This is a genomic window from Hominiventricola aquisgranensis, from assembly GCF_040096225.1.
Classification (GTDB): domain Bacteria; phylum Bacillota; class Clostridia; order Lachnospirales; family Lachnospiraceae; genus Hominiventricola; species Hominiventricola aquisgranensis.
Genome location: NZ_JBBMFC010000030.1, coordinates 1 through 26810 on the forward strand (window position 1 = coordinate 1; position 26810 = coordinate 26810).

Below are 26810 nucleotides of genomic sequence, written 5' to 3' on the forward strand. Positions count from 1 at the left end.
TTACGATGAAGCTCCAAATGGAAATGTTTCCTCCATCCACTGGGATCTGGTGTGGATCCAGAGACCGGAGTATGGCGGGGGAGAGATCTATTTTGATGATGTGCTGGTACGCAAAGACGGCAGATTTGTATTGCCGCCCCTGCAGTGCCTGAATCCTGAAGAACTGGTTTAGACAACCAGTTCTTTAATAAAATCTTAATAAAAATGTTTCTTTCATCTTAAAAAAGAAATGATATAACTGTATTCGATAAAAGGAGAGACGGATATGAATATTCTGGTTTGTGATGATGACCGCGCCATTGTAGATGCCATTGAGATCTATTTAAGCCAGGAAGGCTATACAGTAGTCAAAGCTTATGACGGACTGGATGCGCTGAAAAAGCTTCAGGAAAATGAGATACAGCTTGTGCTGATGGATGTGATGATGCCAGGTATGGATGGAATCCGGACTACCATGAAGATCCGGGAGACCAGCAGTGTACCGATCATCTTCCTGTCGGCCAAATCCGAGGATGTGGATAAGATTCTGGGATTGAATATTGGAGCGGATGATTATATTACCAAGCCGTTCAATCCGCTGGAGCTGACAGCCAGAGTCAAGTCATTGCTTCGCCGTTACACTCAGCTGGGTGCCATCGCAGAGAACAAGCCTGCGGTATTTCGGATCGGTGGTCTTGTGATGGATGATGAGCGCAAGGAAGTCACTGTGGATGGAGAACCGGTGAAGCTGACTCCTATCGAGTACAGAATCCTGCTTCTTCTGGTGCAGAATCCGGGAAAAGTATTTTCCATCACTCAGATCTATGAACGGATCTGGAACGAGGAAGCGCTGGGCGGAGATAACACCGTAGCCGTACATATTCGTCATATCCGGGAAAAAATCGAGATCAATCCGAAGGAGCCCAGATATCTGAAAGTGGTCTGGGGAGTGGGATATAAGATTGACCGGGAGTAGGAGGACTATGATGAAAAAGAAACGTTTGGGATCAATTGTTCTGATGATCGCAGTGGCAGTTGCCGTGATCGCAGGATGGATACTGGCATCCGGTTATTTTACCGTGAAGAATGCCGGTTATACTATGGAGACCATGGAGGATGTACTGGAGGGAAAAACCTATCTTCAGTCCAGAGAATATCAGCAGACAGCAGCCCAGAGTATGCAGGGCGTACTGGAGGCAGCAGCCAGAAGCAGCCGTCTTGAGAAGGACGGAGCATACGATCCGGACCGCATCATCCGTATTCAGGATTATGTGGAAGATGGAACTATCTATGACGACATGCCGGAGAGCGAAAAAGGCAATGGCCTGTGCTACCGGCTGGGAGACCTTTACCAGTGGAGCCTGAAAGGTGCCATCGTCTCCAATAAAGTGTTGAACGAGGCTTATAAGCCGTTGTTCTTTGGAAGTATTCAGGAATATGCAAATCAGTACGATGAGGAATACAATGTGCTGGTAAAACAGATCGAGGATTCCCTGGAAAAGCTGCAGCAGGATGTGACTGCTTATCAGCAGGACCAGAAGAACTGGGCCATGGAGTCCACCAATGTACGTTATGCCCTGTATGATATGGGAGACGGACAGATCTACACCAATGCAGGAACTCTTCGCGGAGTAGATGCGCCGCAGGATCAGCTGGCAGACTTCTTTACGTCCTGTGAGACCTACTATATCTATGACAGCCGCACCGGAGAAATCAGAGAGGCTAATGTTGGCGGTATGTTTACCAATATGAATGTGAATTCTCTGTTGGATCAGGATGAAGCACATCTGAGTGGAGAATATCAGTTCTATGTGGCAATTGACACTACATTTCCGGTGACAGACAGTCTGTCAGCAGGAGCAGTGAACTATACAGAAGCACAGATGACGCTGCAGCCACTGGTAAAACCAATGATTTTTGCAGGCGCAGCACTGTTGTTCCTTTTGATTCTTGTCATTGTTCGGATCATCATGTCCGTGATGAGCCTTGCAGACGTCATGATGGAAAGCGCACCTATGGCGATACGGATCATTGTATTTTTCCTGGCATATGAGCTGATCCAGGTGGTTTTGCATAAGATCTTCGGAGACAGCAGATCTATAGAAATCCTGATCATTGTCGGAAAGGCTGCTGTACTGGCAGCTCTTCTGTGGGAGAGTCTGCAGAGACAGAAGCTGCTGGATGGAGTCAGAGCCATTGCAGACGGCAATGGTGAGACTACTATCGATACCGAGCATCTGACCAGAGGCAATCGGCAGATGGCGGAGGCGATCAATGATCTGGGTGAGGGACTTAAAAATGCACTTCAGGAGCAGGTAAAGAGCGAGCAGATGAAAGCAGATCTGATCACCAACGTTTCTCATGATCTGAAGACTCCGCTGACCTCCATCATCAATTATGTGGATCTCATGAAGCGTGAGCAGATCGATAATCCGAAGGTACACGAATATTTGGAAGTGTTGGATCAGAAATCTCAGCGTCTCAAACAGCTTACCAATGACCTGGTGGAAGCTTCCCGGGCAAGCTCCGGCAATGTGGCGCTGAATATGGAGAAGCTTGACTTAAGAGAATTCCTGATGCAGACCAGCGGAGAATTTGAAGAAAAATTTGCGGCCAGAGGACTGCATCTTATGACCAACTGCCCGCCTCATCCACTGTTTATCATGGCAGACGGCAGACGGCTGTGGAGAATCATCGAGAATCTGTACCGCAATGTGGAAAAGTATGCGATGCCGAATACCCGTGTCTATCTTAATGTAGTAACGGATGGCAGCAGTGTGGCAGTCTCCATGAAAAATATTTCAGAACAGCCGCTGAATATCTCAGCGGAGGAGCTGACAGAGCGGTTTACCCGCGGTGATGAGTCCCGTACCACAGAAGGCAGCGGACTGGGATTGTCGATTGCAAAAGATCTGACTGAATTGCAGGGTGGAAAGTTTGAAATCTATCTGGATGGAGATCTGTTCAAGGTAACGATCACGTTTCCGTGTGTGACAGAGACAGAAGCTTAAAAATATTTGAAAACCGGTATGTTTTGCGGAATAGAATTCTATTTGGAAACCTGTCCGTGAGACTGCCGGTTTTTTGTTGACATCCGTGTATAACATGTTAAAATGAATACGGAATAGAAATTGTATACAATAATGCAATTGATTAATGCCAGGGTCATAAGCCAAAAAGCACGATGTGCTCGCACAGGAGTGATTTTATGGCTTGATGACCCGCCCTAATCTGAGGATAAAAGTGGGGCGAATGCCACACGATATCCGAAGAGTAGGTAGGATTGTGAGAGTGCGTAGCACGAAGCAATCCGTAGGCATTATACAGTAAAAATTATGGAGGTGCCCGATGGTACAATTATATGATGGAGGCGCATATGTATTAAACGGAACTGAGATCATTCCGGATACAGCAGATGCGGCAAAAATCCTGGCAGGGAAGATGGGAGCTGTTCCTTCTAGAGAAGAAGCAAAAAAACAGACCATAGCATATGGGATTCTGAGATCCCATAATACATCTGACAACATGGAAAAATTGAAGATCCGCTTTGACAAGCTGACTTCTCATGATATTACATTTGTAGGAATCATTCAGACAGCCCGTGCTTCAGGACTGACCAGATTCCCGATGCCTTATGTACTGACCAACTGTCATAACAGTCTGTGTGCAGTGGGTGGAACCATCAATGAAGATGACCACATGTTTGGACTGACCTGTGCAAAAAAATATGGTGGAGTCTATGTGCCGCCTCATCAGGCAGTGATCCATCAGTTTGCCAGAGAGATGCTCTCAGGCGGTGGTAAGATGATCCTTGGCTCTGACAGCCACACCCGTTATGGAGCTCTTGGAACCATGGCTATGGGAGAGGGAGGACCGGAGCTGGTAAAACAGCTTCTGAACCAGACTTATGATATTCCTATGCCGGGCGTAGTAGGTGTCTACCTGACCGGAGCACCCATGAAGGGTGTTGGCCCGCAGGATGTGGCACTTGCCATTATCAAAGCGGTATTTGCCAACGGCTATGTGAATAATAAGGTCATGGAATTTATCGGAGACGGCGTAAAGAACTTAAGTGCAGACTTCCGTATTGGTATCGATGTTATGACTACAGAGACTACTTGTCTGTCCTCTATCTGGAAGACAGATGAGAAGATCCAGGAGTTCTACGAGATCCATGGAAGAAGCGAGGATTATGCAGAGCTGAATCCGGGCGCAGTGGCATATTATGATGGCATGATCCTTGTGGATCTGGCAAAAATTAAGCCGATGATCGCCATGCCGTTCCATCCAAGCAATGCGTATACCATTGAAGAACTGAATGGAAATCTTATGGACATTCTGGATGATTGTGAGAAACGTGCCCATGTGAGCCTTGGAGATAAGGTGGCATTTTCTCTGAAGGATAAAGTTCATAATGGAAAATTATATGTGGATCAGGGAATCATTGCAGGCTGTGCAGGCGGCGGATTTGAAAATATCTGCGCAGCTGCTGATATTCTGAAGGGCAGAAGCATCGGATCCGATGAATTTACCTTAAGTGTTTATCCTGCATCTATGCCGGTCTACATGGAACTGATCAAAAATGGTTCTGCGGCTATGCTCATGGAGACAGGAGCAGTCTTAAAGACAGCATTCTGTGGTCCTTGCTTTGGCGCCGGGGATACTCCGTCCAATAATGGATTCAGTATCCGCCATTCTACCAGAAACTTCCCGAACCGGGAAGGTTCCAAGCTTCAGAATGGACAGATCGCATCAGTGGCACTGATGGATGCCAGATCCATCGCAGCAACCGCAGCCAATAAAGGTTATCTGACGGCAGCAACGGATCTGGATGTGGAATTCCGTAATCCGAAATACTTCTTCGACAGCAAGATCTACGAGAATCGCGTATTTGACAGCCATGGTGTGGCAGATCCGAGTGTGGAGATCCATTTTGGCCCGAATATCAAGGACTGGCCGGCCATGAGCGCTCTGCCGGAGAATCTGGTTCTAAAAGTGGTATCTGAGATCCATGATCCGGTAACCACCACAGATGAGCTGATCCCGTCTGGAGAGACCTCTTCCTATCGTTCCAATCCACTGGGACTGGCAGAATTCACCCTGTCCCGTAAAGATCCGGCTTATGTAGGAAGAGCAAAAGAGATCCAGAAAGCACAGAAGGCGATTGAGGCAGGAACCTGCCCACTGGAAGCTGTGGAAGAATTGAAACCGGTCATGGATGCGATCCATACAGTATATCCAGAAGCTGGAAAAGGAAATCTGGGAGTAGGAAGCACAATCTTTGCGGTGAAGCCAGGTGATGGTTCTGCCAGAGAGCAGGCCGCTTCCTGCCAGAAAGTGCTGGGAGGCTGGGCAAATATTGCCAATAGCTATGCGACCAAGCGTTATCGCTCCAATCTGATCAACTGGGGTATGCTTCCATTCCTGATTGATGAAGGTGAGTTGCCGTTTACCAATGGTGATTATCTGTTTGTACCGGGAATCGCAGATTTGGTAAAGCATGCGGCATCTAAGATCAAAGCCTATGTAGTAAAAGACGGAGGCTTAAAAGAATTTACGCTGAAGTTAGGTGAGATGACAGAGGAAGAACGCCAGATCATCCTGAAAGGCTGCCTGATCAATTATAACCGGGTATAAGAGGCAGAAAAAAGAAGAGTAACGATAAATCCTCCCTGGTACTGTGAGTGTATCGCAGTTGCCAGAGAGGATTTTTAAGTAATGCAAATGATTCTACTGACGCGCATTTGACTGTTCTTCCACTTTGCTAAGGGAGAAGATAAATTCTGTTCCAACCCCTTCGGTGCTGACTACATTGATATTTTCTCCGTGAAGCTGAATGATCTCTTTCACAATCGAAAGGCCAAGTCCGGTTCCTTTCTTATCTTTTCCTCTGGACAGATCTGTCTTGTAGAAACGTTCCCATATTTTTTTCAGACTGTCTTTGGGGATTCCGATACCTGTATCACGGACAGAGACAAACACTTTCTCATATTTGGACGTGGTCTCAATGGTAATCTTGGAATCCGGGTGACTGAATTTGATCGCGTTGTCGATCAGGTTATAGAGCACCTGCTGGATCTTTCCCATATCGGCATTTACATAGGAGTGCCAGTCGGAAAACAGAAGATCAATGGTAATATGTTTGGCTGTGCAGGTGCCTTCAAAGGACGCAGCTGTATTTTTGATCACAGCATTGATATCAAAATTTGATCTTGTCAGCCGGTTCTGCTTGCCATCCATGGAGTTCAGAGTCAGAAGGCCGCTGGTCAGTCCGGTCAGTCGTTCGGTTTCTCGAAGAACAATGTTCAGATATTTCTCCTGCATCTCCGGTGGGATCGTTCCATCCAGCATGGCTTCAATATAGCCTTTGATGGAAGTAAGCGGCGAGCGGAAATCATGGGAAATATTTGAGATCATCTTTCGCTGGTCTTCATCGGAATCTTTTAATGAACTGGCCATAAAATTCATGGTCCGTGCAAGGGATCCCAGTTCATCTGTCCGATCTGTGACGATGGGATAGTCAAAATTACCTGCGGCATATTCGGCACTGGCTTTTTTGAGCTTCCGGAGAGGCCGGTAGACGATAAGCCAGTTGGCAATGGCAAATAACAGACCCAGTACCATGAGATAGATCATGGTGATATATACAGCCATTAGATATCCCTCTTTCTGGTGGATCACAGAAGACATGGGTGTATAGATCACGATGTAGCCACGCACATGATAATTGTGGGTGACAGGAATGAGCACGCTTAAGGTATTTTCTTTAAACATACCGAAGAAATTATCCGTAGTATAGTAAGTGCCGCTGGGAAGCACGGATGTGAATCCCGGAATCACCTGATGAGTATAGGAAGAACTGGGGGTGGAGTCGATCATGATCTCGCCCTCGCGACTCACCAGCCAGATATGTGCATTCAGATAAACGCTCAGGGAAGAGAGCTGTGTCTGAATACGGGATATGGTTCCCTTGGTAGTCTCCTCGTCAAAATAAGTCTCCACATATTGGTTGGACAGGTAGACACCTTCCTGATAAAAGGAAGAAGCACGTGTACGGGTGGCATTGTCCAGCATCAGCCTGGAAGTCAGCGTAGAGATTCCCACAAAGCTTAAAATGGCAAATGCAATATAGGCCAATATGAATTTTACATTTAACGACAGGTGCATTATTTCACCTCGAATTTATAACCGATGCCCCAGACTGTGGCAAGACGCCATGCCGGGTGGTCTTTGATTTTTTCTCTTAAACGCTTGATATGCACATCGACGGTTCTGGTATCACCGATGTATTCATAACCCCAGATATGATCCAGAAGCTGTTCTCTGGTAAATACCTGATTGGGTGAAGAGGCGAGGAAATAGAGGAGTTCCAGTTCCTTGGGCGGCATATCAATGGAATTTCCCTGATAAATAACGGAATAGTTGGACTGATTGATGATCAGATCCGGGTACTGTACGATCTTGGTAGTTGGAGCCTCATCGGTCCTGGAAGGCTGGAACCGGCGGAGAACCGCTTTGACTCTGGCAACCAGTTCTTTGGAGTCGAAGGGCTTGATCATATAATCATCTGCGCCCAGTTCCAGACCAAGTACTTTGTCAAATACTTCGCCTTTGGCAGAAAGCATAATGATCGGTGTGTTGGAACGGCTTCTCAGTTCCCGGCACACCTGATAGCCATCCATGCCTGGAAGCATCAGATCCAGCAGGACCAGATTTGGCTGAAAGGTGTCAAAGACCTGAAGTGCCTGCTCACCGTCCTCCACGATCTGTACCTGATAAAATTCTTTAGTCAGATACAGGGAGATCAGTTCTGCTATATTGGTATCATCATCTACAATGAGAATTTTTTGTTTTGCTGGCATGAGAGCATCTCCTTTTATTTGAATTCTGCAATGGTTACGCCGGCATCTCCTTCACCGAAGGTTCCCAGACGAAAGGTTTTTACGTGTTTACATCGCTTCAGATACTGATGAACGGCAGTGCGAAGTGCACCGGTACCTTTTCCGTGGACAATCCGCACGTTTGGAACATGAGCCAGATACGCATCATCCAGATATTTATCCAGATGGGCGATCGCCTCATCTACGGTCATGCCGATCAGATTGATCTCGGTGCTGACCGCTGCTGACTTGGACATCCGAAGCTTTCCGCCTCCGGTTGTCATGCCTTTCTGCAGATTTTCTGCTTCTCCGATATATTCCAGATCGTTGATGTTGACCTGTGAACGGAGAATTCCCATCTGTACGAACAGGTCACCCTTTGGATTCGGAAGTGTGCTGACCGTACCTTCCAGGTTCAGGCTCAGGACACGGACCCGGTCACCAATATGAAGGGCTGCTGCTTTCAGCTTTTTCTTCGGTTTTGGAGCAGCCTTGGCGGTGCGGGAGTCATTTTCCTTGATCTTCTCTCTCAGACGGGCACGTTCTGCCTCCATATCCTTGACAGAGATTGAAGCTTTTCCAAACTTGTGGAAATTCTTCATAGTCTCGTCGGCATAATCTTTTGCCTCCTGTAAAATCGCATTCGCCTGTGCAGCAGCATCGCTCAGAATCTTTTCCTTGCGCTCATCGATCCGATCCTGCTTCTTCTGCAGAGCATCCCGAAGAGTTCGGATCTCAGATTTGTAGCGGGTGATCTCTTCCTGCTCATTTAACAGTTTCACCCGGCTGTCCTGCAGCTCTGCCATCATATCCTCAAAGCTTACATCCTGAGCATTGATTCTCTTTTTCGCATCCTCGATGAGAAAATCTTCCAGTCCCAGACGGGAGGAAATAGCAAAGGCATTACTCTTTCCGGGAATTCCGATCAGAAGCCGGTAAGTAGGACGTAAAGATTCTACATCAAATTCACAGCAGGCATTTTCTACACCTTCGGTGGAGAGAGCATAGACCTTCAGCTCGCTGTAGTGAGTGGTAGCCATAGCACGGATACCTTGTCTGTGCAGGTGATCCAGAATGGAGGTGGCAAGAGCTGCGCCCTCGGTCGGATCAGTACCGGCACCAAGCTCGTCAAAGAGAACCAGGGAGTTCAAAGTTACTTCCTTTAATATAGAGACAATGGTAGTCATATGGGAGGAGAAAGTACTTAAGCTCTGCTCAATACTCTGCTCATCACCGATATCTGCATATACCTGGTCGAACACCGCAAGTCTGGAGCCTTCAAATGCCGGAATATGGAGACCAGCCTGTCCCATCAGTGTGAAAAGTCCGACCGTCTTTAATGAGACCGTCTTACCACCTGTATTGGGACCGGTGATGATCAGCAGATCAAAATCATCTCCCAGACGCACGGTAATAGGAACTGCCTTTTTCGGGTCCAGCAGTGGATGACGGCCATCTTTAATGTGGATCTGGCGATCCGTATTGAAGATCGGCCGGGTGGCTTTCATATCCTTTGCCATCATGGCGCGGGCAAAAATAAAATCCAGTGCTGTCAGGATCCGATAATCTTCTGCCAGGATCTCGGTAACAGCGGCTGCTTTTTCACTGAGCACAGACAGGATCTTTTCAATCTCCTGCTGTTCCTTCATCAGAAGTTCTTTGAAATCATTATTTAACTTAATAACCGCCATAGGTTCGATAAATAAAGTAGAACCGGTAGAACTCTGGTCATGGATCATACCGGGAACCTGACTTCTGTGTTCCGCCTTTACCGGCAGACAATATCTGCCATCTCGCATGGTGACCACCGGATCCTGCAGATAAGAACGGGCAGATCCGTTTACCATGGAGTTCAGGGTATTATGCACTTTGTCATTCATCTGGCGCATGGATCTGCGAATCTGCAAAAGTGCAGAGCTGGCATCATCAGCCATCTCATCGTCAGCCAGGATACAGCGGCGGATCTCAGAAGCCAGGGTCGGAATCGGATCCAGAAATTCAAAGGATTCATCCAGAGAATCACGGCTGGTATCATCAGCCTCCCGCTGTCCATATTGTCGGATCTTTCCTGCAGTTTCCAACAGTGACATGATCTGGAGTAATTCTCCCATTCCAAGAATGCCTCCGATCTCCAGACGTTTCAGAGAGCCACGAATGTCACGTATCCCTCCAAAGGAAACACTTCCTTTGCGGTACACACGGCGAAGCGCATCTGCCGTCTCACGCTGTGCCCGTTCCACATCATTGATGTTATCATAGGGAACCAGTTTCCGGCACATCTCCTTGGCGCCTTCGGAAGCTGCATGAGCAGTCAATATATGAATAATTTTATCAAATTCCAGTGTTTTTAATGCTTTTTGGTTCATAAATCTGTTGTATCTCCTTTTACTGTCTTATTCATTTTACCCCATTTACAGCGGAATGAAAAGCGGAACTTATGGACAGGGAAAAGGAAAAATAGTATAATGGGGAACAAGCAGACGGAGGGACCTATGGAAGAAGATAAGGAGAAAAACAGCGGATTTTCATTTATGCAGGAGAAGATCAAAGAAAAACCTGTCTATGCCAATCCGTTGGTAAAAAAAGCTCTCCGGTGTATTCTTGGCGGGGCTTTGTTTGGAGGAACAGCGCTTCTGATCTGGGCGCTGGCATTGCCGCGGATCAATAACCGGATGGAGAAAAACGAGATTCAGGAAATTCAGATTCCAGAGGAGACGGTTGATTCAGAGACAGACGATAAGGATGAAGATGAATCCCCGGTCTATATTACAGAGACTGTCAGCATGGAACTGAAGGATTATGAAAAGATGTATCAGCAGCTGATGCAGATTGGAAATCAGGTGTCAAAAAGCCTGGTTGATATTTCTGCGGTCAAAACGGATACTGATTGGTTTGATGAGGCGCTGACCAGTCATAAATCTGCGGCGGGATTGATCATTGGTGACAATGGAATGGAGCTTCTGATCCTGACAGAGCATGAGAAAGTAAAGGACGGAGATCTGAAGGTCCGTTTTTATGATCATACAGAAGCAGCCGGTACTCTGAAAAAATATGACGGTAATACAGGACTGGCAGTGGTCAGTGTGAACTTGAGTGATGTAGACAGCAGCACCAGAGAGGTGATCTCTTATGCAGAACTGGGCTCATCCAAATCCCTGCGCAGCGGACAGCCGGTGATCGTTGTGGGCAATCCCACTGGAAGCAATGGCTCTTTGCTGTTTGGAAACCTGACATCTGTAACGCAGACTGCAGAACTCTATGATAGCTCCTATAATATCCTGACTACGGATATTCTGAAATCCAGTAATGGAAGCGGCGTAGTGGCGGACTGGAGTGGTAAGATTATTGGACTGTTGCAGGAAAAGACAGAGGTTGAAGGACAGGACAATACGATTCAGGCTTACGGGATCTCTGACGTGAAGGATCTGATCGAGCATCTGTCCAATAATCAGGATATTGTCTATATGGGAATTGTGGGCGCAGATGTTACGACATCTATTTCAGAGCAGGAAAATATTCCGATTGGAGTCTATGTATCAGAAGTGTCACTGGATTCTCCGGCGATCACAGCAGGTATTCAGCCAGGTGATATTATCACGGAAATCAATGGTCAGGCAATTGTAAATCTGAAGGATATCGTGGCCACATTGCTGAAGTGTTCCAGTGGACAGACTGTGGATGTGCGTTATAAACGTGCAGATGCCAGCGGCTATCAGGATCTGCAGGCATCCGTAACATTAAAGGTGTTACAGTAGTAGAATGAGGGAGTGTAATGATGAAATATATTGAAAACTTACGTGAAGGTGATCGAATCTCAGGCATCTATCTGTGTAAGACCAGGCAGAGTGCTTTGACAAAAGCAGGAAAGCCGTATGAGAATCTGATCTTTCAAGATAAAACAGGAACTGTAGACGGTAAGATCTGGGATCCGAATTCTGGCGGGATCGATGATTTCGACAGTCTGGACTATGTGGATATTGTAGCCGATGTGACCATGTTCCAGGGACAGCCACAGCTGAATGTGAAGCGGGCGAGAAAGGCCAGAGAAGGAGAGTATGATCCCAAAGATTACCTTCCTGTCAGCAGCAAAGACATTGAAGGGATGTATAAGGAACTGCTGGGATTTATCAACCGGGTCAGCAATCCGTATCTGTCAAAGCTTCTGAAAAATGTATTTGTTGATGATCAGGAATTTGCAAAAGCATTCAAGTTCAGCAGTGCGGCAAAGACCGTTCATCATGGATTTGTAGGCGGACTGCTGGAGCATACTTTGAGTGTAACAAAACTGTGCGATTATTATATTCATAATTATCCGATGATCAATGCAGATCTGCTGATCACAGCGGCAATCTTCCATGATATCGGAAAAGTATATGAGCTGTCACCATTTCCGGAAAATGATTATACGGATGCCGGACAGCTGTTGGGACATATTATGATCGGTGCACAGATCGTCGGTGACCAGGCAGGAAAGATTCCGAACTTTCCTGTGAAACTGGAAAATGAGCTGAAGCATTGTATTCTGGCTCATCATGGGGAACTGGAATACGGATCGCCGAAGAAACCGGCACTGCTGGAAGCAGTGGCACTGAATTTTGCAGATAATACGGATGCGCATATGGAGACCATGATCGAGATTCTTGCCGGAGCTGGAGAGAATCAGGGATGGCTGGGATATAACCGACTGTTTGAATCAAATATTCGTAAAACAAGTAAATAGAGTGCAGGATCTTCCACAGGTTAATACTATGGCCTGTGGAAGATTTAGTATGAGGATGTTAGAGGATGAAAAAAGACGATTTGATTGAGTTGACAATAGAGGATCTTGGCGTTGATGGAGAGGGCATCGGCAAGGTTGATGGCATGGCGATTTTTGTGAAGGATGCGGTACCGGGAGACCGGGTACAGGCGAAGGTCATGAAGATGAAGAAGAGTTATGGTTATGCCAGACTGATGCAGGTACTGGATCCGTCACCAGAGCGGACGGAATCAAGATGTGCATTTGCCCGCCAGTGCGGAGGATGTCAGCTTCAGGCCATGACCTATGAAGCACAGCTTGATTTTAAAGCGAAAAAGGTATGGAATCATCTGATCCGGATCGGAGGCATCACCGATCTTGCAAAGCCGGAGATCATAGGAATGGATGATCCGTGGAGATACCGCAACAAAGCACAGTTTCCCTTTGGAACGGATAAAGAGGGCAATCCGGTGACTGGATTTTATGCTGCCCGTTCTCACAACATCATCCCCTGTACGGAATGCTGGCTGGGTGTGGAAGAGAATAAAGTGATTCTGGAGAAAATCTTGGATCATTTGAAAACATATCATATCTCTACCTATGATGAGGTCAGTGGAAAAGGTCTGCTGCGTCATGTGCTGATCCGAAAAGGATTTACCACAGGTGAGGTGATGGTCTGTCTGATCCTGAATGGAAGGACCATGCCGAAGCTTACCGAACTGGTGGATTCCCTGCGGGAAGTGCCGGGCATGACCAGCATTACGATTAACGTAAATACAAAAAATACCAATGTGATCATGGGAACAGAGATGATCTCTGTGTGGGGACAGGATTATATTACAGATTACATTGGAAATATTAAATATCAGATCTCGCCGCTTTCTTTTTATCAGGTAAATCCGGTGCAGACAAAGAAGCTTTATGAGACGGCGCTGGGATATGCAGATCTGAAAGGTAATGAGACCGTGTGGGATCTCTACTGTGGAATCGGAACTATTTCCCTTTTCCTGGCGCAGAAGGCAGGCAAGGTCTATGGTGTGGAGATCGTACCGCAGGCTATCGATGATGCCCGCCAGAATGCAAAATTGAATGGCATAAAAAACGCAGAATTCTTTGTTGGAAAAGCAGAAGAAGTCCTTCCGGAAAAATACGAAAAAGAAGGTATCTACGCAGATGTGATCGTCGTTGATCCACCCCGTAAAGGCTGTGACACTGCTGCACTGGAGACCATGGTAAAGATGAAACCTGAACGTATTGTGTATGTAAGCTGTGATTCTGCAACCCTGGCAAGAGATGTAAAATGGCTGGGTGAACGGGGATACGAAGTCAAGAAAGTGAAGGCATGTGATATGTTCCCGGGTACGGTGCATGTTGAAACGGTTGTCAAATTATCCCTCAAAAAAGATGCACCTAAGATTGAGATAACAATGGAGCCTGATGAAGAGAGTAATTATACCCCACAAGAAAAGGCTATTTATTCAAAGATTAAGGAATATGTGAAGGACAAGTATGGTGTGAATGTGCATACTTCTTATATTGCACAGGTAAAGCGGATGTGTGGTCTGGACATGGGCGAGAATTATAATAAGTCCAAGAAAGAGAATCCAGAGGTGAAGCAGTGTCCGCAGGAGAAGGTGGAGTATATTAAGGATGCGTTGAGGTATTTTAAATTGATTTAGTAAAATTGATGGTATTATGTCACGGTAACATCACTACATATTCAAACAAAGCATGAAAATAAGACGTTTTTCGTTTGGAAAAGTGCTCTACTACATGTTTTTAGAAAAATAGCTCGGTATGGTTACTTTAAATGGATAATTGACAATATGGTATATATGCCATATAATATTTACAAAGGAGATTATATGACAGAATTTAAACTGATAGCATATGAAAAAGAAAATGGCGAAGTTCCAGTAGAGCAGTTTCTTGATTCTGTTAATCCTAAGATGCGAGCTAAAATATTTGGATTGCTGGGTATATTACAAGAGAAGGGAAATATGCTTAGAGAACCTTACAGTAAACATCTGGATGACGGAATATTTGAATTGCGTTGTAAATTTGGAAGTGATATTACCAGAGTCTTATATTTTTTCTATTATGAGGGAAAAATAATACTGACGAATGGATTTGTTAAAAAAACAAAGAAAACTCCTAAAGAGGAGATTCAGATTGCAAAGGATAGAAGAAAAGATTTCATAGAAAGGGTGATGAAGGATGAGAACATTTGATGATATGCTTTCTAAGCAGTTAAAAGATGATGAGTTCAGAAAAGAATATGAAGCTATTCAGCCAGAGATGGATGTCATAAGAGCTATAGTGGATGCTCGTACTTCTCAGAATATGACCCAGAAGGAATTAGCTGAACGAACAGGCATCAATCAGGCAGATATCAGCAAGCTTGAGAATGGAACGAGGAATCCTTCTGTTAATTTACTTAAAAGATTAGCAGATGGTATGGGAATGGCTCTTAAGATTGAGTTTGTGCCTAAACAGAAAGCGTGATTATATGAAAATAGATTGATAATGTTTTGAATATAAAAAATGAAAGGATAATTTAATATGTATTTGACGGATGTTTCAATGCAATTAGTTAGTATGCTATTTGTTTTAATTATTGGTTTATATTTTTTTATGCTTGTTTTTAGTTTTTATAGAAGAGAAAAAAGAAGGACAAGAGAACAAGATGTAAGGAGATATACATATGAGTATTGTACAAAGGAAATGAATCTGCTAAATAAATATACAAATAATATAGCTCCAAATCGAGAAGATAAGCTTTTGGCTATTCTAAATTTATTTGAACGTTTAGCGGTAGGTGTGTATACAGAAGTGTTAAGTGAAGAAGTTGTTATTAGGTATTTTGGTTCTTATATGCGGAATTTTTATGAAGATAATCGGATAAGTCTTTTTGAAATGAGAAAAAGTAAAAATGATGCTGGACTATATGCTAATTATGAACAATTAATGGAGGAATGGAATTTAAGAAAAGAGAGATTTAAAAGTATGGATAGCAGGAGGAAAAAATAAATGCAAACACCATACAGTCAGATAATGGATTTTTGCAAGAATAAAAATGTATCGGAATTGCAAAGTAAAATATTACTCCATAAATTTTATAAAGACTACTATGAGGTAATTGAGAACTATAAAAAGAAAGAAAATAAAGAGCCAACGAAAGAAATACTTGAAGGATTTGAAAGTACATTGTTGAGTGAAACAACACTTCAGGGAAATTTGAAGTTGTCAGAGGAAGAAATTGAAATGGCATTAAGCAAAGAAATTAAGAAACATGATAGAATAACATCTGTAAAGAACTTTGGCTTATCAATATTATCTGGTGTCATTGCTTCATTTATTTTTACAATTTTATTGATAGTGATTTTAAATTTAGCTCAGAATCAAGTAAAAGGTTGGATTAATGATATGTATAAAACACAACAGGAAATGGAACAAACTGTTAACGAGGGATAGTAAATAGTTGATATTCAATTTTATACATATTATATATATATTACGAGAAATAAATTTAATAGAAACACATTCAGCCATAAATAAAAGAAATTGAATATTGATAAGTATAATCAGTTGAAAATATGTAGGCTATAGACAATATTTAAGAAAAAATTATTCAGTGATTTGTAAGATGATTACAAACCACTGATTTTTTTATTCTTATTTTGCATTAATGTGGTGCCCAAAAGCATACATAAATATAGGGACGTTCCGTAAAGGGATGTCCATACATTTCGGGACTGTTTATCAGTCCTTTTTTAGTGGTTTCAAAAAGTACACATTTCAGGACTAAGGAAGGAGCTAATATCATGAAGAGATATGGTTATCACAGAACAAGTACAAGAGAACAGCATTTAGACAGAGGCATCAAGGAGATTACAACCTATTGTGAGCAGAACAATCTGGAACTGGAAAAGATATTTACTGACCAGCAGACAGGAAAGAATTTTAATCGTCCAAGATATCAGGTATTGAAAGAGGATGTATTAAGAGCAGGTGATGAGTTAATTATTACCGAGGTAGACAGGCTTGGCAGAAATAAGCAGGAGACTTTAAAGGAGTTGCAGTATTACAGGGATAATGGCATCCGTGTAAAGATACTGGAACTTCCAACTACACTTATGGATTTATCAAAGTTGGATAATGCTATGGCTCGTATGCTGATGGAAACCATCAATAATATGCTTATAGAACTATATGCAGCTATGGCTCAGGCAGAGATTGAGAAGAAAGAGAAACGACAGCGTGAAGGTATAGATTCTAAAAAGGCTCGTGGTGAATGGGATGATTACGGCAGACCAGCAGTGATGCCGATTGATGAATTTTCAGAGCATTATCAGAAAGTGGTGTCAGGAGAAATCCGTCCGTTTGAACTGATGAAACAGCTTGGCATGAGTAAGAGTACATATTACAGATATGTCAAAAGAATAAAGGAATAGGCAGTTTATAAGACTTTTGCAATTCTTAGAAGCTGCTCTTTCTTTGAAGAGTCAAGTTTATCAACAGTGTTGAGCAGTTCTGTTTCAAAAGCAGTAGTAGGAGCTTTGTATTCATTGCCGAGAATATAATCAACGGTAACATTCATAGCATTGCAGATAGAAACCAGAAGTGTCAAAGATACCTTGACTTTGTTCGTCTCGATATTGCTGATGTGGCTGACATTAACATCGGTTACTTTAGCAAGATATTCCTGTGTCAGTTGTCGGTCTGTACGGACTTCTTTAATTCGTTTTCCGATAAGGGCAAAATCCAAATTATCCATTGCACCATTCCTCCTTAAAGCGTTGTAAAAATTATAAAGAAATTATAGTTACAGAGTAATAATCCAGTGCTATAATCTATATAGGTACAGGCTAAATAACGAAGCAAAAGTACCGATATACATATTAGATTGGATTATAAGGAAAGGTGGGATGGATATGTTAGGAGAACAATCATTTCAGCCATATGCAATAAACACATTCAGCCATTCGCTCGAATCGCGCAATTAGAGCGAATTGAGCTAACTTCTGTTGCTTCGAGTGAAGACAGGTACTCAGGGACTGCAGAGACAGGAATTGGAACAATATAAGGAAGTACCTGATCGACAACTTCTTCTTTGAGAAGATGCTTCCAGTAGTTGTAGGTGTGAAAGGAAAAATGGTTAACCTCACACCATTGCCGGACAGTCAGCCCGCTGGATTTTTGTTCCGCAAAGCGACCAGCCCATTCTTGAAGACGGGCTTGATGAAGTTTTTGTTTTACATTCATAAGATAATCCTCCTGGATAGAGTGGCACGATTCGTACAAATCGAGCGAATTGCACGAAATCATGTTTAGATATGTTGATGGAGCAATTATCTCAGAAATGTGGTAAGATGAACAGGTACTGATTATTGAGGATGTACGTCCATCAAGACACAGTTAATGATGCGAAAACAGTTGATCTGCATATATGATGAGTTCTCTGTTAACAGCACAATGAACCGGATTATAAAATCTACAGTTGAACTACTCCTGTGTTCAAATATATCGAAACAGCGCAAGAAGAATCTAAGAAAACTAATGGTATATTTTGGTGAAGTGGATTTCATTGATTTGCACACCGTAAATTGGAATGTTCAGTACAATCGGAACAATCAGACTTATCGTATGTTAATTTCGATATGCTACCTGGTAGTAAAGGGCCTGCTGCAAACACAATCAGATGGAAGCAAAAAGTTGATGGACTTTTTGGATGAACAGCGAATGTGTCGATTATATGAGAAGTTTATCCTGGAATATTACAGGAAAGAATTCAGAAACCTGATAACTGCAAATGCATCACAGATTCCATGGCAACTGGACGATGAAGAAAGCTCCATGTTGCCTGTGATGCAGAGCGACATTATGCTCCAGCGAGGTGATAGAGTTCTTATCATCGATGCAAAATATTATGAGCACAGTACTCAGGTACAGTTTGACAAACATACACTTCATTCAGGTAATCTTTATCAGATCTTTACCTATGTGAAGAACAAAGAGTATGAGATGAGAGACAAGGATCATAAGGTCGCAGGAATGTTACTGTATGCAAAGACAGATGAAGAAATATATCCGAATAATGTTTATCAAATGAGTGGAAATCAGATCTCCGTTCGGACATTGGATTTGAATTTGCCATTTTCAGAAATAGCTGAGCAGCTAAACACAATAGCGAAAACGCATTTTGAGATATAAAGGAGGCGCTTCATTTGGCAAAGAAAAAAGATGAGATAACCATCCGCTCAAGCGCAGCGGAATACTTAACCTATGTTGCCTCTGTGGGTGATCAGCAAGACAGCATTGAGATGCGCTATGAGGATGAAAATATATGGCTGACACAGAAGATGATGGCCACCTTGTATGATGTGGATGTTCGTACAATCAATGAGCATATCAAGAAGATTTATTCTGATTCAGAGCTTGAGGAAGATTCAACTATCCGGAATTTCCGGATAGTTCAAACCGAAGGTTCTCGTCAGGTCACACGCGATACCAAGCACTATAACCTTCAAATGATCATTGCCGTAGGCTTTAAGGTCAATTCTGAGCGAGCGGTACAGTTCCGTAAATGGGTAAACCAGATCGCTAAAGACTACACCATCAAAGGCTGGGTGATGGATGATGAACGGCTGAAACGAGGAACGTATCTGACAGAGAAGTATTTCGATGAACAGTTAGAGCGTATTCGTGAGATCCGTGCGAGCGAAAGAAAGTTCTATCAGAAGATCACCGATCTGTATGCTACAGCCATTGATTATGATAAGAATTCTGCAACGACGAGAAGATTCTATGCGACTGTTCAGAATAAAATGCATTACGCAGTTCATGGACATACAGCAGCTGAGCTGATCGTGGAAAGAGCCGACCACACAAAGGAACATATGGGATTAACTACCTGGGCAGATGCTCCTGATGGAAAGATTAAGAAAAGCGATGTCACGATTGCGAAGAATTATCTGAGTCAGGATGAAATGAAGCAGCTGAATCGTATGGTTACGGCATACCTGGATTTTGCGGAAAACATGACATTACGGCACATTCCGCTTACGATGCAGGATTGGGAAAAAAGGCTCAATAGCTTCATTGAAATGTTTGATTACGGTATTTTACAGGATGCAGGCAAGGTGACAGCGGAAATTGCAAAGCTTCATGCTGAGACAGAATTTGAAAAATACCGCGTAATCCAGGACAGATTATTCATGTCCGACTTTGATAGGTATATGCTGGAGTTGGAAGAAAGCGCAAAGAAATAGGGACAATATTTCAGGTCGAGACGGTGAAATCCGGCAACTCAACTCCCTGCTAGTGTATGGCCAATCAGAGGTCAGAGCGGATGGATTGTGTAGAAGTTGAGAGTTCTTCACTGTCTCAACGGTCGAGACAGTGGCAGGTGGCAGCAGTGTAAACTTACCTTGCATTATATAGGTAGAAAAGGCCTTATACCGATTTGTTTCCATAGACTTCAATGGTCAAGACCTTGATGTGAATGTCAATCTTGTCACGGATTGCATCTGCTTGAAGCTGTGAATAACCTACTGATGACCGGAGGGGCCGGTGCTGGGAAAACGCACATTGCCTGCGCCTTATGTATCACAGCAATGCATCAGAATCGTACTGTTAAATATATACGTGCGAACACTCTTTTAAAGGAATCAGACCATGCCAGGCAGGAAGGTAATTACTTCGAGTATTCGAATGAAATGGCCGCTTATGATCTCATGGTGATAGATGATTTCGGCTTAATGGATCTGGATATCGAAAAATGCCGCGACCTGTTTGAAATCATCGAGTCCAGAGACTGCCGCAAGGCAACTATTATTATCTCACAGATTCCAGTATCCGGATGGTATCAACTTTTTGGAGATTCCACCTATGCAGATGCCTGCTTAAGCCGAATGACATCCAAGGCATATCGTCTTGAATTTCCTGGCAGGGATCGTAGAGTAAACAACGGTAACTAATAAACCTGCTGAGCTTTGCTCAGTTTGAAGCGGAATGGCGCTCCGTTCCTCTGGAACGGATGCGCAGTTCTTGCGGAATATGCAGATATGACAGACGAGCATAAAAGACCAACATTGGCAAAAATGTATAGAGCATTTTTATCAGAGTGTGTTGCTATTATGAATGCAGAAACTGATTGTAAAGAAATAAATATTAATGGAGATTGTGTATGGGGAGTTTTTGATACCCCTTATAAATCTGATGTTGACAATGTTATTGCGGTGGCAGCTAGACTAAATAGTATGATTAAAATACTCAATTATAAATTAAGGAAGAAGAAATATTCGCAAATTTCAGTTGGGATAGGTATCGATTATGGCAGAGCATTGATGGTTAAAGCTGGATATTCAGGTAGCGGAATTAACGATGTTATTTGGATGGGGGATGTTGTAAATTCAGCGTGCCATTTATGCAATAAGGCAGGTAGAGATTATAGAAAAGTAATTGTGATTTCAGACGTTGTTTATAATAGTTTAAATGAGCATCATCAAAGTTTATTTTCAAGCTATTCCGATGGATGGGTGACTAGGTATGAAGGAGATATTATAAATACCAATATGAATGATTGGTATAATGAGAATTGTAAATAGATGTTGATTTGATACAGTTAAAAAATGGGAGCGTAAGCTGATTTTGTAGCAGTTCTTAAAGCCAATCCAGACTGCTATCGCAAATAGGTAGGAGTTCTCTTTCCTTTGAATTGCCGCTTAGTTTCGAGCAGGCAGCAGCCTATCGAAAGGCTAACGGACAGTATGTAAGGAAAAATCAGTGAAGAGATACCACTGTAAGGGTATTCATAGACCTTGATTAACAGTTAAATACGATAAGCGTATCATTAGAAATAGTGGTATGCTTATTTTTTTGTCCCTTTTTTGCAGATTTGTCCTTCCCCCCGCTTTCAAATATAATGAACGTATGGAAATGGGTTGGGACTGGCACTGGTAAAAAGAGTGCTCGAATTAACAGATGGGCATATCACTGTCGAGAGCAAGCCTCAGAAAGGTACAACTTTCACAGTATTTATGCCGATTGCAGAGAATGTGATGGATATGCAGCAGGACAGGACCGAGAAGGAAACGATTTAAATAGAAGAAAGCAGAGGTAATAACAAATGGTTGAGAATGAATGGAACGGAAGAGAATTTACATCGTTTGAATACAAAGAGATACAGGTTCCTGAAGATAAGGCTTCCTTTTATCTGGACTGCTATGAGAATTTTGGATGGACAGTGGATGATAAGTTTCCACCCCAGAGAACAGGTGAAAAGATACAGATTAAGATGAAAAGAAACCGGAAGATTGTGAATAAGGTCGAACTGACACGCCTGCAGCGCAATTTTGAGGCAAGCATGGACGAAATAGACAGTTTGGAGGCTTCAAAGACAAACGCAGCAACAGCACTTTCTATTGCGACCGGAGTCATAGGAACAGGATTTATGGCTGGCTCTGTATTTGCTGTAACAGCAGAGCCCCCAATTATATGGCTGTGCGTATTGATGGCGATACCGGGCTTTCTTGGCTGGATTCTGCCATATTTCGTATATCAGAAAACAAAGAGAAAGAAAGCACAGAAGGTTCAGCCATACATTGAAGAGAAGCATGATGAAATCTATAAAATATGTGAGAAAGGACATTCATTATTATGAGAGCAGCATTATATAACGGACAGAAAAGTATAAATTTTTAAAAATAAAATTCATAATTAATAATTTTCAAACAAAACTCAAGCATTCGTGAAACAAATGTAAGATAGAATATCTCCTGTAAGATATGAAGCGCAAAGAACAACAAACAGGAGGTGTCAATATGGCGGAATATCAATTAAAGCCCGGAAAAGTCGGACAAAAGGTGATAGACGGATATAAAAAGGTGGAAGAAAAATTTACAGATACCTTTTTGGAAAAGGATGAAAACAGTCCTTCCGGATATACATTGAAAACCGGCAAGACCGCAGAAAAAGTTACCGGAGCGTACCAAAGAATCGAGGAGGGTGTCGTCGGAGCTTACAAAAAAGTAGAAAATGCATTTGTAGACAATTTTTTAGAGAAAGTGGAGGAAAATGACAATGAAGAAAAGTAATTTTGTTGCAATGATTTTAGGAACTATCGGTATGGTATTTTTTGCACTGGGAATGTGCATGGCATTGATAGAGGAATGGGGAATGTTCAGGCAGGGAATTATGGCAGGTGTTGTAGGTCTTGTAATTCTTTTGATCACATTGCTGGTATGGAGAAGAATGGAAGGCAAGGAACCGATTAAGTTAAGTGGAAAAACGGTCGGAACTGTGGTACTTGCAATTTTTGGAGCCCTTCTCCTTGGCGTTGGAATGTGCTTTTCTATGGTATTCGGAAAGATGGTTTTGGGCGTAGTCATTGGACCTGTTGGAATTGTTGCACTGCTTATGTTAATTTCATTAACAAAGGGCTTAAAGTAAATATGAACTAAAAGAAATAATGTATGAGAAGGATGGCTGGGGTTTAGCAATGGTCATCCTTTTCTTTTTATTGTGAGATTAGACAAGAGAAACGCTCTAAAAATAATTAAAGAAGAGAGAAGATTCATGATCCGGAGCATGCACATATTTTGTCTGGAATATTGAAATGTCCCTGTTGTGGAAAGGGCATGTATGGAAACATTGCAAAAGCAGGGCGGAAAGATAAGAAAATTTGTTCTCGCTTGAGATGTTTGAGAACATTGCTTTTATCATGGCAAAACATGTGGATGCCTCCATTCAGGATACACCGGAGGAGTGGCTGGATCAGTTTAACACGTTTTCGATGTATACAGTTAGGCCTTTCGATGGCAGACTTAGAACTGCTGTCGATTAGCCTAATCAATGACATGTATGCAGAGAGCAGAAATGATGATTGTAAGTATGCAGAGCTTGCAACACAGGAGGATTTTGACCATTTCTAATTAGAAAATAAAAGCTCTCCATCTTTAAAAACCACGTGTGAGCGTTGCTTTATTAAAAGATGCAGAGCTTCTTCTTTTATTGAAGTTCACCGATTCCAAGACAAGCGCGAATGCCGGCGCAAGACCATGCACGGGAAACATTTGGATCGGTTATGTTACCTTCATCAATTGCAGGAAGATAATAAATCGAACTATAGAAAATAGAATATGAGGAATCACTTACTGTGCCATAATTTGTTGTTTCACCGATTTTATATGCTTCATATTGTTTGGTATCGGAACTATACAATCCCAAGTATCCTCTGGCAGTATAAATGATGCTATGGACTTTTCCGTTTCCATTGATGATAGCAAAGAAATGACCGGATCCGTCTTGCAAACTTGGTACTTCTGATAATTTTACCGTTTCATTGTAGGAATCTTTCAGGTTAACACCAGCAAGCCCATTACTGGCTAGGACATGATTTCCAGAAGAACTGGCAAGTGTTATCGCTCCACTAGAGGCTTTCCATTGCGTTGAACCTGCATATAATTCAGAGGTTACAGTTTGTACTGCTTCGTGCAGCATTCGAGTTTCTGCGATGACTTTATCTTTTTTCGCTTTTTCGATATAGCCTGTTAATGCCGGAATTAGTAGTGCGGCAAGAATTGCTAAAATTGTTAATACAACAATCAGTTCTACTAAAGTAAAACCACTTTTTTTACTTTTAGAATGTTTCATTTTGTAATGTCCCCTATGAAATAAAAATAGTATTTCTCTATTTAATAAGTATAAGGGATGCCTTAAAGGGTGTCAATGGGCAGATGTGCCTGACGATAAGGTGTTATGTTACTTGCTGGAAAGACAGCTTCAGGAAATTTCAACAAACATTTCAGTAAAATTTGAAATAGAAGTATGGTACAATAGAGAGAGTCTTGGGCAGGATTTGAAAAAAGGGGAAGAACTGTAAAAAGAGAATGCAAAGCCTTATGAGGGAGAGTTGAAAAAAGAATCAGTCTGGGCAACCGGAATTTTGAAGGAATATACAGATGAATTTTAACAAGAGAGAAGAGCAGTTTATGAACATTGGAACAGCAGCCAATGCCGTATTTCACATGCGGCAGGTAGAGGAAAAGGAATTAAAACGGGAAAAAATTGCATCATGGTATATTACAGTGCCGGGTATACCAGCGCAGGAAAAAGAGAAGCTTGAGAAGTCTCTGAAGTATAATGTCTGGAGCAGTCTGATTCGATTTGTGGTATTGTACTTTATTTTCTCCTGCATCTGGATCTTTGGAGTCGGGAGATATGATCCTTTTGAGAGCGTGACCGGTTATCGGTTGATGGGAAAGAGAACAGTCACAGCAGTTGTCCAGGAAGACGGCATGAGTGCGTCGCTTAAGGATCCCAATGAAGGGGAACATATCATCTATAATCTGACGGATCTCGGTATTGATCCGACGGGTTATACATATGGGGACAGGTTGAATACATACTGGTCAAGGGATGAGGAGAGTAATGTATATCGTCTGTTAACGGTGCTTCCGGAAAAAAAGGCATCTCACATCGAATGTATTTATGATGCATTTATGATAACAGGTTATCTGGGGATTATTGTGGTGGGACTTGCTATTTTTTTCATAAGGAGACGTATTTATATGGGATGGTTTACGCCTTTTTATTACAGAATGGAAAAATTCTGCTCAGATTATAAAGTGTATCAAAGGTATCCAGATTGCGATACAGTGGATGCATTTATTTCTTATGGAAATGATAACCCTTATGAATTTGCACGTCAGTTTGCGGCTACTCATCTGACGGTTGAGGAACGAAAGCAGAAGAGACGGACTATGGTAATCACTGTCGGTATCAGTATCCTGATCATGGCGGCTATAATTCTTGCAATAACGTTGATCGTCAGTGTGCAGACGGCCGTGGATAACAAGAAAAATGAAGCGAGAACGGTAAAGGTTTTAGAGGAACTTCAGCCGGCAATCGATGGTGAGGTGGAGCCGTTGGGGGATCAGTCAGAATATTATAATTTTGCAGACATGGTAAATAGAGCAAAAGAATCATTTCCGGGTGAAACCGTCTATTATAAATTGGTGACAACGGATGAATATGTGAGTTTGATTATCACAACCGAGAAAAAGAAAAATGTATATTTTGACAGGTACATGCCGGTAGATGGAAATGTCGGCGATGAAGATGTTGTCTATAAACTGGAAATTTCTATGGTATCGGATGCCATGCAGCCGGACGATATTTTGCATAATTATACGGGGATTCTGAAATAAAACAGTAATTCTGGGAAAGGAATATAAATGAGGATATTGATTACAGGAACAACAGGATTTGTTGGACATAAACTTAAGGCATCGTACAAGGATGCAATCGCTGCACCATCCCTTCGGAATGCAACACAGGACATGATCAAGAAAATAGTGGAAGAAAGTGAAGCAGATGTGGTTATCCATACGGCAGCAATCTCTGATATCGGGACTTGTCAGAAAGATCCGCAAAGCTCGTATTTTGCAAATGTGCAGATCCCGTTGTATCTGGCTGCTGCATGTAAGGACAGAAAGCTGATCTGTTTCAGCTCGGATCAGGTGTACAGTGCCTGCAAGGAAGAGGGACCGTACATAGAAGACGTGGTAAAACCGGGAAATATCTATGCAGAGCATAAGCTGGAGATGGAGGAGCGTGTGCTGGAACTGATTCCTTCCGCAGTTATGCTGCGGGCAGAATGGATGTATGACTATGTTTCGCCGAAGCCTAATTATTTTCTGAATGTGCTGCATGCCAGTCAACAGGTTTCCTTCAGTTCCAGACAGTTTCGCGGAGTCACATATCTGAAGGAAGTAGTTGAAAACATGGATCATGTGATGACATTGCCGGGAGGCACTTACAATTTCGGAAGTGAGACAACTCACTCCATGTATGAGATCACAGAACAGTTTTTGCAGTTACTTGGGAAAGATGTGCAACTGCAGGATGTACTCCCAAGGCATAATTTATGGATGAATTGTGAGAAGGCGAGAAAATACGGCGTGGAGTTCAGTGAAGTTTCTGATGGATTGAAGCGATGCCTGAATGACTATAAAACAGTAGATAAATAATAAATGGGGCACTGTAAAATAAGTCCCTAATATAAGAAACGCCAATTCCGGCAAATGTCGGTTTTGGCGTTTCTTTGTATTAACTTTTCTATTTCTAAGCAAGTCTGCATCTTTTGCAAAGTTTACAGCACGATACGGATTCTCATGATACTTTTTATCCGTCGTTTCTTTTTTGTACAT

The 26810-nt window shown here is 42.7% G+C and carries 27 protein-coding genes and 1 pseudogene; 22 read left to right on the forward strand and 6 right to left on the reverse strand.

Annotated elements, in window-relative coordinates:
* Positions 1 to 265 precede the first annotated feature (265 nt).
* The 3 genes from WMO62_RS13565 to WMO62_RS13575 all read left to right on the forward strand — a co-directional run bounded on the left by WMO62_RS13565 (position 266) and on the right by WMO62_RS13575 (position 5616).
* A complete protein-coding gene (locus WMO62_RS13565; RefSeq protein WP_117498481.1) occupies positions 266 to 955 on the forward strand; it encodes a response regulator transcription factor in 690 nt (229 codons plus the stop codon).
* A 10-nt stretch (positions 956 to 965) separates the two neighbouring features.
* A complete protein-coding gene (locus WMO62_RS13570) occupies positions 966 to 2990 on the forward strand; it encodes a sensor histidine kinase (RefSeq protein ID WP_349144990.1) in 2025 nt (674 codons plus the stop codon).
* A 337-nt stretch (positions 2991 to 3327) separates the two neighbouring features.
* Positions 3328 to 5616, forward strand: coding sequence for a hydratase (locus tag WMO62_RS13575; RefSeq protein ID WP_349144991.1), 2289 nt, complete (start codon positions 3328 to 3330; stop codon positions 5614 to 5616).
* 93 nt (positions 5617 to 5709) lie between these two features.
* Here the strand turns inward: WMO62_RS13575 and WMO62_RS13580 are convergent, their stop codons facing one another.
* Genes WMO62_RS13580 through WMO62_RS13590 form a run of 3 tightly spaced genes read right to left on the reverse strand, consistent with a single transcriptional unit; the run spans position 5710 to position 10225 of the window.
* Entirely contained in the window at positions 5710 to 7146 is a 1437-nt protein-coding gene (locus tag WMO62_RS13580; protein WP_349144992.1) for a sensor histidine kinase, read from the reverse strand.
* A complete protein-coding gene (locus WMO62_RS13585) occupies positions 7146 to 7841 on the reverse strand; it encodes a response regulator (RefSeq protein WP_349144993.1) in 696 nt (231 codons plus the stop codon). Before WMO62_RS13585 ends, WMO62_RS13580 begins: the two co-directional genes overlap by 1 nt.
* Positions 7842 to 7855: 14 nt before the next feature.
* Positions 7856 to 10225 (reverse strand): endonuclease MutS2, encoded by a 2370-nt coding sequence (locus tag WMO62_RS13590; protein ID WP_349144995.1) that lies wholly within the window; start codon positions 10223 to 10225, stop codon positions 7856 to 7858.
* A 99-nt stretch (positions 10226 to 10324) separates the two neighbouring features.
* On the opposite strand from WMO62_RS13590, the gene WMO62_RS13595 reads away from it, so the two are divergent.
* The 8 genes from WMO62_RS13595 to WMO62_RS13630 all read left to right on the forward strand — a co-directional run bounded on the left by WMO62_RS13595 (position 10325) and on the right by WMO62_RS13630 (position 17051).
* Positions 10325 to 11614: a S1C family serine protease gene (locus WMO62_RS13595; protein WP_349144997.1), complete on the forward strand. Its 1290-nt coding sequence runs from the start codon at positions 10325 to 10327 to the stop codon at positions 11612 to 11614.
* 20 nt (positions 11615 to 11634) lie between these two features.
* Complete coding sequence (locus WMO62_RS13600) at positions 11635 to 12579, forward strand: HD domain-containing protein (protein ID WP_147602066.1); 945 nt, start codon at positions 11635 to 11637, stop codon at positions 12577 to 12579.
* Between the two features lie 65 nt (positions 12580 to 12644).
* A complete protein-coding gene (rlmD, locus tag WMO62_RS13605; RefSeq protein ID WP_349144998.1) occupies positions 12645 to 14276 on the forward strand; it encodes a 23S rRNA (uracil(1939)-C(5))-methyltransferase RlmD in 1632 nt (543 codons plus the stop codon).
* Positions 14277 to 14462: 186 nt separating this feature from the next.
* Positions 14463 to 14828, forward strand: a complete 366-nt coding sequence (locus WMO62_RS13610) for a type II toxin-antitoxin system RelE/ParE family toxin (RefSeq protein WP_349144999.1) — start codon at positions 14463 to 14465, stop codon at positions 14826 to 14828.
* Positions 14815 to 15102 (forward strand): helix-turn-helix domain-containing protein, encoded by a 288-nt coding sequence (locus tag WMO62_RS13615; protein WP_022263216.1) that lies wholly within the window; start codon positions 14815 to 14817, stop codon positions 15100 to 15102. Before WMO62_RS13610 ends, WMO62_RS13615 begins: the two co-directional genes overlap by 14 nt.
* Before the next feature lie 57 nt (positions 15103 to 15159).
* On the forward strand, positions 15160 to 15627 hold the full coding sequence (locus WMO62_RS13620) for a DUF4760 domain-containing protein (protein ID WP_349145000.1): 468 nt from the start codon (positions 15160 to 15162) through the stop codon (positions 15625 to 15627).
* The gene (locus WMO62_RS13625; protein WP_349145001.1) at positions 15628 to 16071 is read left to right on the forward strand and encodes a hypothetical protein; all 444 of its coding nucleotides are present in this window, start codon (positions 15628 to 15630) and stop codon (positions 16069 to 16071) included.
* 350 nt (positions 16072 to 16421) lie between these two features.
* A complete protein-coding gene (locus WMO62_RS13630) occupies positions 16422 to 17051 on the forward strand; it encodes a recombinase family protein (RefSeq protein WP_349145002.1) in 630 nt (209 codons plus the stop codon).
* A gap of 5 nt (positions 17052 to 17056) precedes the next feature.
* Here WMO62_RS13630 and WMO62_RS13635 read toward each other — a convergent pair whose 3' ends face one another.
* Complete coding sequence (locus tag WMO62_RS13635) at positions 17057 to 17374, reverse strand: helix-turn-helix domain-containing protein (RefSeq protein ID WP_022432059.1); 318 nt, start codon at positions 17372 to 17374, stop codon at positions 17057 to 17059.
* A gap of 200 nt (positions 17375 to 17574) precedes the next feature.
* Positions 17575 to 17862, reverse strand: coding sequence for an IS66 family insertion sequence element accessory protein TnpA (tnpA, locus tag WMO62_RS13640; protein WP_349145003.1), 288 nt, complete (start codon positions 17860 to 17862; stop codon positions 17575 to 17577).
* A gap of 141 nt (positions 17863 to 18003) precedes the next feature.
* Between tnpA and WMO62_RS13645 the strand changes: the two genes are divergently transcribed.
* From WMO62_RS13645 to WMO62_RS15935, 9 genes and pseudogenes are all read left to right on the forward strand, one after another.
* Positions 18004 to 18810 (forward strand): 5-methylcytosine restriction system specificity protein McrC, encoded by an 807-nt coding sequence (locus tag WMO62_RS13645; protein WP_435390503.1) that lies wholly within the window; start codon positions 18004 to 18006, stop codon positions 18808 to 18810.
* A gap of 14 nt (positions 18811 to 18824) precedes the next feature.
* Positions 18825 to 19868: a virulence RhuM family protein gene (locus WMO62_RS13650; protein ID WP_349145005.1), complete on the forward strand. Its 1044-nt coding sequence runs from the start codon at positions 18825 to 18827 to the stop codon at positions 19866 to 19868.
* Positions 19869 to 20120: 252 nt separating this feature from the next.
* A complete protein-coding gene (locus WMO62_RS13655) occupies positions 20121 to 20576 on the forward strand; it encodes an ATP-binding protein (protein ID WP_349145007.1) in 456 nt (151 codons plus the stop codon).
* An 87-nt stretch (positions 20577 to 20663) separates the two neighbouring features.
* Positions 20664 to 21206 (forward strand): adenylate/guanylate cyclase domain-containing protein, encoded by a 543-nt coding sequence (locus WMO62_RS13660; RefSeq protein WP_349145008.1) that lies wholly within the window; start codon positions 20664 to 20666, stop codon positions 21204 to 21206.
* Between the two features lie 336 nt (positions 21207 to 21542).
* The gene (locus WMO62_RS13665; RefSeq protein WP_349145009.1) at positions 21543 to 21701 is read left to right on the forward strand and encodes an ATP-binding protein; all 159 of its coding nucleotides are present in this window, start codon (positions 21543 to 21545) and stop codon (positions 21699 to 21701) included.
* Positions 21702 to 21727: 26 nt separating this feature from the next.
* Positions 21728 to 22261 (forward strand): hypothetical protein, encoded by a 534-nt coding sequence (locus tag WMO62_RS13670; RefSeq protein ID WP_349145010.1) that lies wholly within the window; start codon positions 21728 to 21730, stop codon positions 22259 to 22261.
* A 160-nt stretch (positions 22262 to 22421) separates the two neighbouring features.
* The gene (locus WMO62_RS13675; RefSeq protein WP_349145011.1) at positions 22422 to 22694 is read left to right on the forward strand and encodes a hypothetical protein; all 273 of its coding nucleotides are present in this window, start codon (positions 22422 to 22424) and stop codon (positions 22692 to 22694) included.
* Entirely contained in the window at positions 22681 to 23049 is a 369-nt protein-coding gene (locus WMO62_RS13680; RefSeq protein ID WP_349145012.1) for a hypothetical protein, read from the forward strand. The genes WMO62_RS13675 and WMO62_RS13680 overlap by 14 nt, the downstream gene beginning before the upstream one ends.
* Before the next feature lie 116 nt (positions 23050 to 23165).
* Positions 23166 to 23273, forward strand: a pseudogene (locus WMO62_RS15935) (recombinase zinc ribbon domain-containing protein); the annotation flags it as partial.
* A gap of 334 nt (positions 23274 to 23607) precedes the next feature.
* Here WMO62_RS15935 and WMO62_RS13685 read toward each other — a convergent pair.
* Positions 23608 to 24252: a pilus assembly FimT family protein gene (locus tag WMO62_RS13685; protein WP_349145013.1), complete on the reverse strand. Its 645-nt coding sequence runs from the start codon at positions 24250 to 24252 to the stop codon at positions 23608 to 23610.
* A 308-nt stretch (positions 24253 to 24560) separates the two neighbouring features.
* Here WMO62_RS13685 and WMO62_RS13690 point away from each other — a divergent pair, with 308 nt between their 5' ends.
* The gene (locus WMO62_RS13690; RefSeq protein WP_349145014.1) at positions 24561 to 25808 is read left to right on the forward strand and encodes a hypothetical protein; all 1248 of its coding nucleotides are present in this window, start codon (positions 24561 to 24563) and stop codon (positions 25806 to 25808) included.
* 27 nt (positions 25809 to 25835) lie between these two features.
* Positions 25836 to 26630, forward strand: a complete 795-nt coding sequence (locus tag WMO62_RS13695) for an SDR family oxidoreductase (protein ID WP_349145015.1) — start codon at positions 25836 to 25838, stop codon at positions 26628 to 26630.
* Positions 26631 to 26810 lie beyond the last annotated feature (180 nt).

Coding starts and splice junctions, on each gene's coding strand:
- WMO62_RS13565 (WP_117498481.1), top strand. CDS start 266: ATGAATATTCTGGTTTGTGATGATGACCGCGCCATTGTAGATGCCATT.
- WMO62_RS13595 (WP_349144997.1), top strand. CDS start 10,325: ATGGGGAACAAGCAGACGGAGGGACCTATGGAAGAAGATAAGGAGAAA.
- WMO62_RS13670 (WP_349145010.1), top strand. CDS start 21,728: ATGGTTGAGAATGAATGGAACGGAAGAGAATTTACATCGTTTGAATAC.
- WMO62_RS13620 (WP_349145000.1), top strand. CDS start 15,160: ATGTATTTGACGGATGTTTCAATGCAATTAGTTAGTATGCTATTTGTT.
- WMO62_RS13685 (WP_349145013.1), bottom strand. CDS start 24,252: ATGAAACATTCTAAAAGTAAAAAAAGTGGTTTTACTTTAGTAGAACTG.
- WMO62_RS13570 (WP_349144990.1), top strand. CDS start 966: ATGAAAAAGAAACGTTTGGGATCAATTGTTCTGATGATCGCAGTGGCA.
- WMO62_RS13580 (WP_349144992.1), bottom strand. CDS start 7,146: ATGCACCTGTCGTTAAATGTAAAATTCATATTGGCCTATATTGCATTT.
- rlmD (WP_349144998.1), top strand. CDS start 12,645: ATGAAAAAAGACGATTTGATTGAGTTGACAATAGAGGATCTTGGCGTT.
- WMO62_RS13575 (WP_349144991.1), top strand. CDS start 3,328: ATGGTACAATTATATGATGGAGGCGCATATGTATTAAACGGAACTGAG.
- WMO62_RS13600 (WP_147602066.1), top strand. CDS start 11,635: ATGAAATATATTGAAAACTTACGTGAAGGTGATCGAATCTCAGGCATC.
- WMO62_RS13615 (WP_022263216.1), top strand. CDS start 14,815: ATGAGAACATTTGATGATATGCTTTCTAAGCAGTTAAAAGATGATGAG.
- tnpA (WP_349145003.1), bottom strand. CDS start 17,862: ATGAATGTAAAACAAAAACTTCATCAAGCCCGTCTTCAAGAATGGGCT.
- WMO62_RS13675 (WP_349145011.1), top strand. CDS start 22,422: ATGGCGGAATATCAATTAAAGCCCGGAAAAGTCGGACAAAAGGTGATA.
- WMO62_RS13680 (WP_349145012.1), top strand. CDS start 22,681: ATGAAGAAAAGTAATTTTGTTGCAATGATTTTAGGAACTATCGGTATG.
- WMO62_RS13590 (WP_349144995.1), bottom strand. CDS start 10,225: ATGAACCAAAAAGCATTAAAAACACTGGAATTTGATAAAATTATTCAT.
- WMO62_RS13610 (WP_349144999.1), top strand. CDS start 14,463: ATGACAGAATTTAAACTGATAGCATATGAAAAAGAAAATGGCGAAGTT.
- WMO62_RS13695 (WP_349145015.1), top strand. CDS start 25,836: ATGAGGATATTGATTACAGGAACAACAGGATTTGTTGGACATAAACTT.
- WMO62_RS13690 (WP_349145014.1), top strand. CDS start 24,561: ATGAATTTTAACAAGAGAGAAGAGCAGTTTATGAACATTGGAACAGCA.
- WMO62_RS13625 (WP_349145001.1), top strand. CDS start 15,628: ATGCAAACACCATACAGTCAGATAATGGATTTTTGCAAGAATAAAAAT.
- WMO62_RS13635 (WP_022432059.1), bottom strand. CDS start 17,374: ATGGATAATTTGGATTTTGCCCTTATCGGAAAACGAATTAAAGAAGTC.
- WMO62_RS13660 (WP_349145008.1), top strand. CDS start 20,664: ATGACAGACGAGCATAAAAGACCAACATTGGCAAAAATGTATAGAGCA.
- WMO62_RS13585 (WP_349144993.1), bottom strand. CDS start 7,841: ATGCCAGCAAAACAAAAAATTCTCATTGTAGATGATGATACCAATATA.
- WMO62_RS13630 (WP_349145002.1), top strand. CDS start 16,422: ATGAAGAGATATGGTTATCACAGAACAAGTACAAGAGAACAGCATTTA.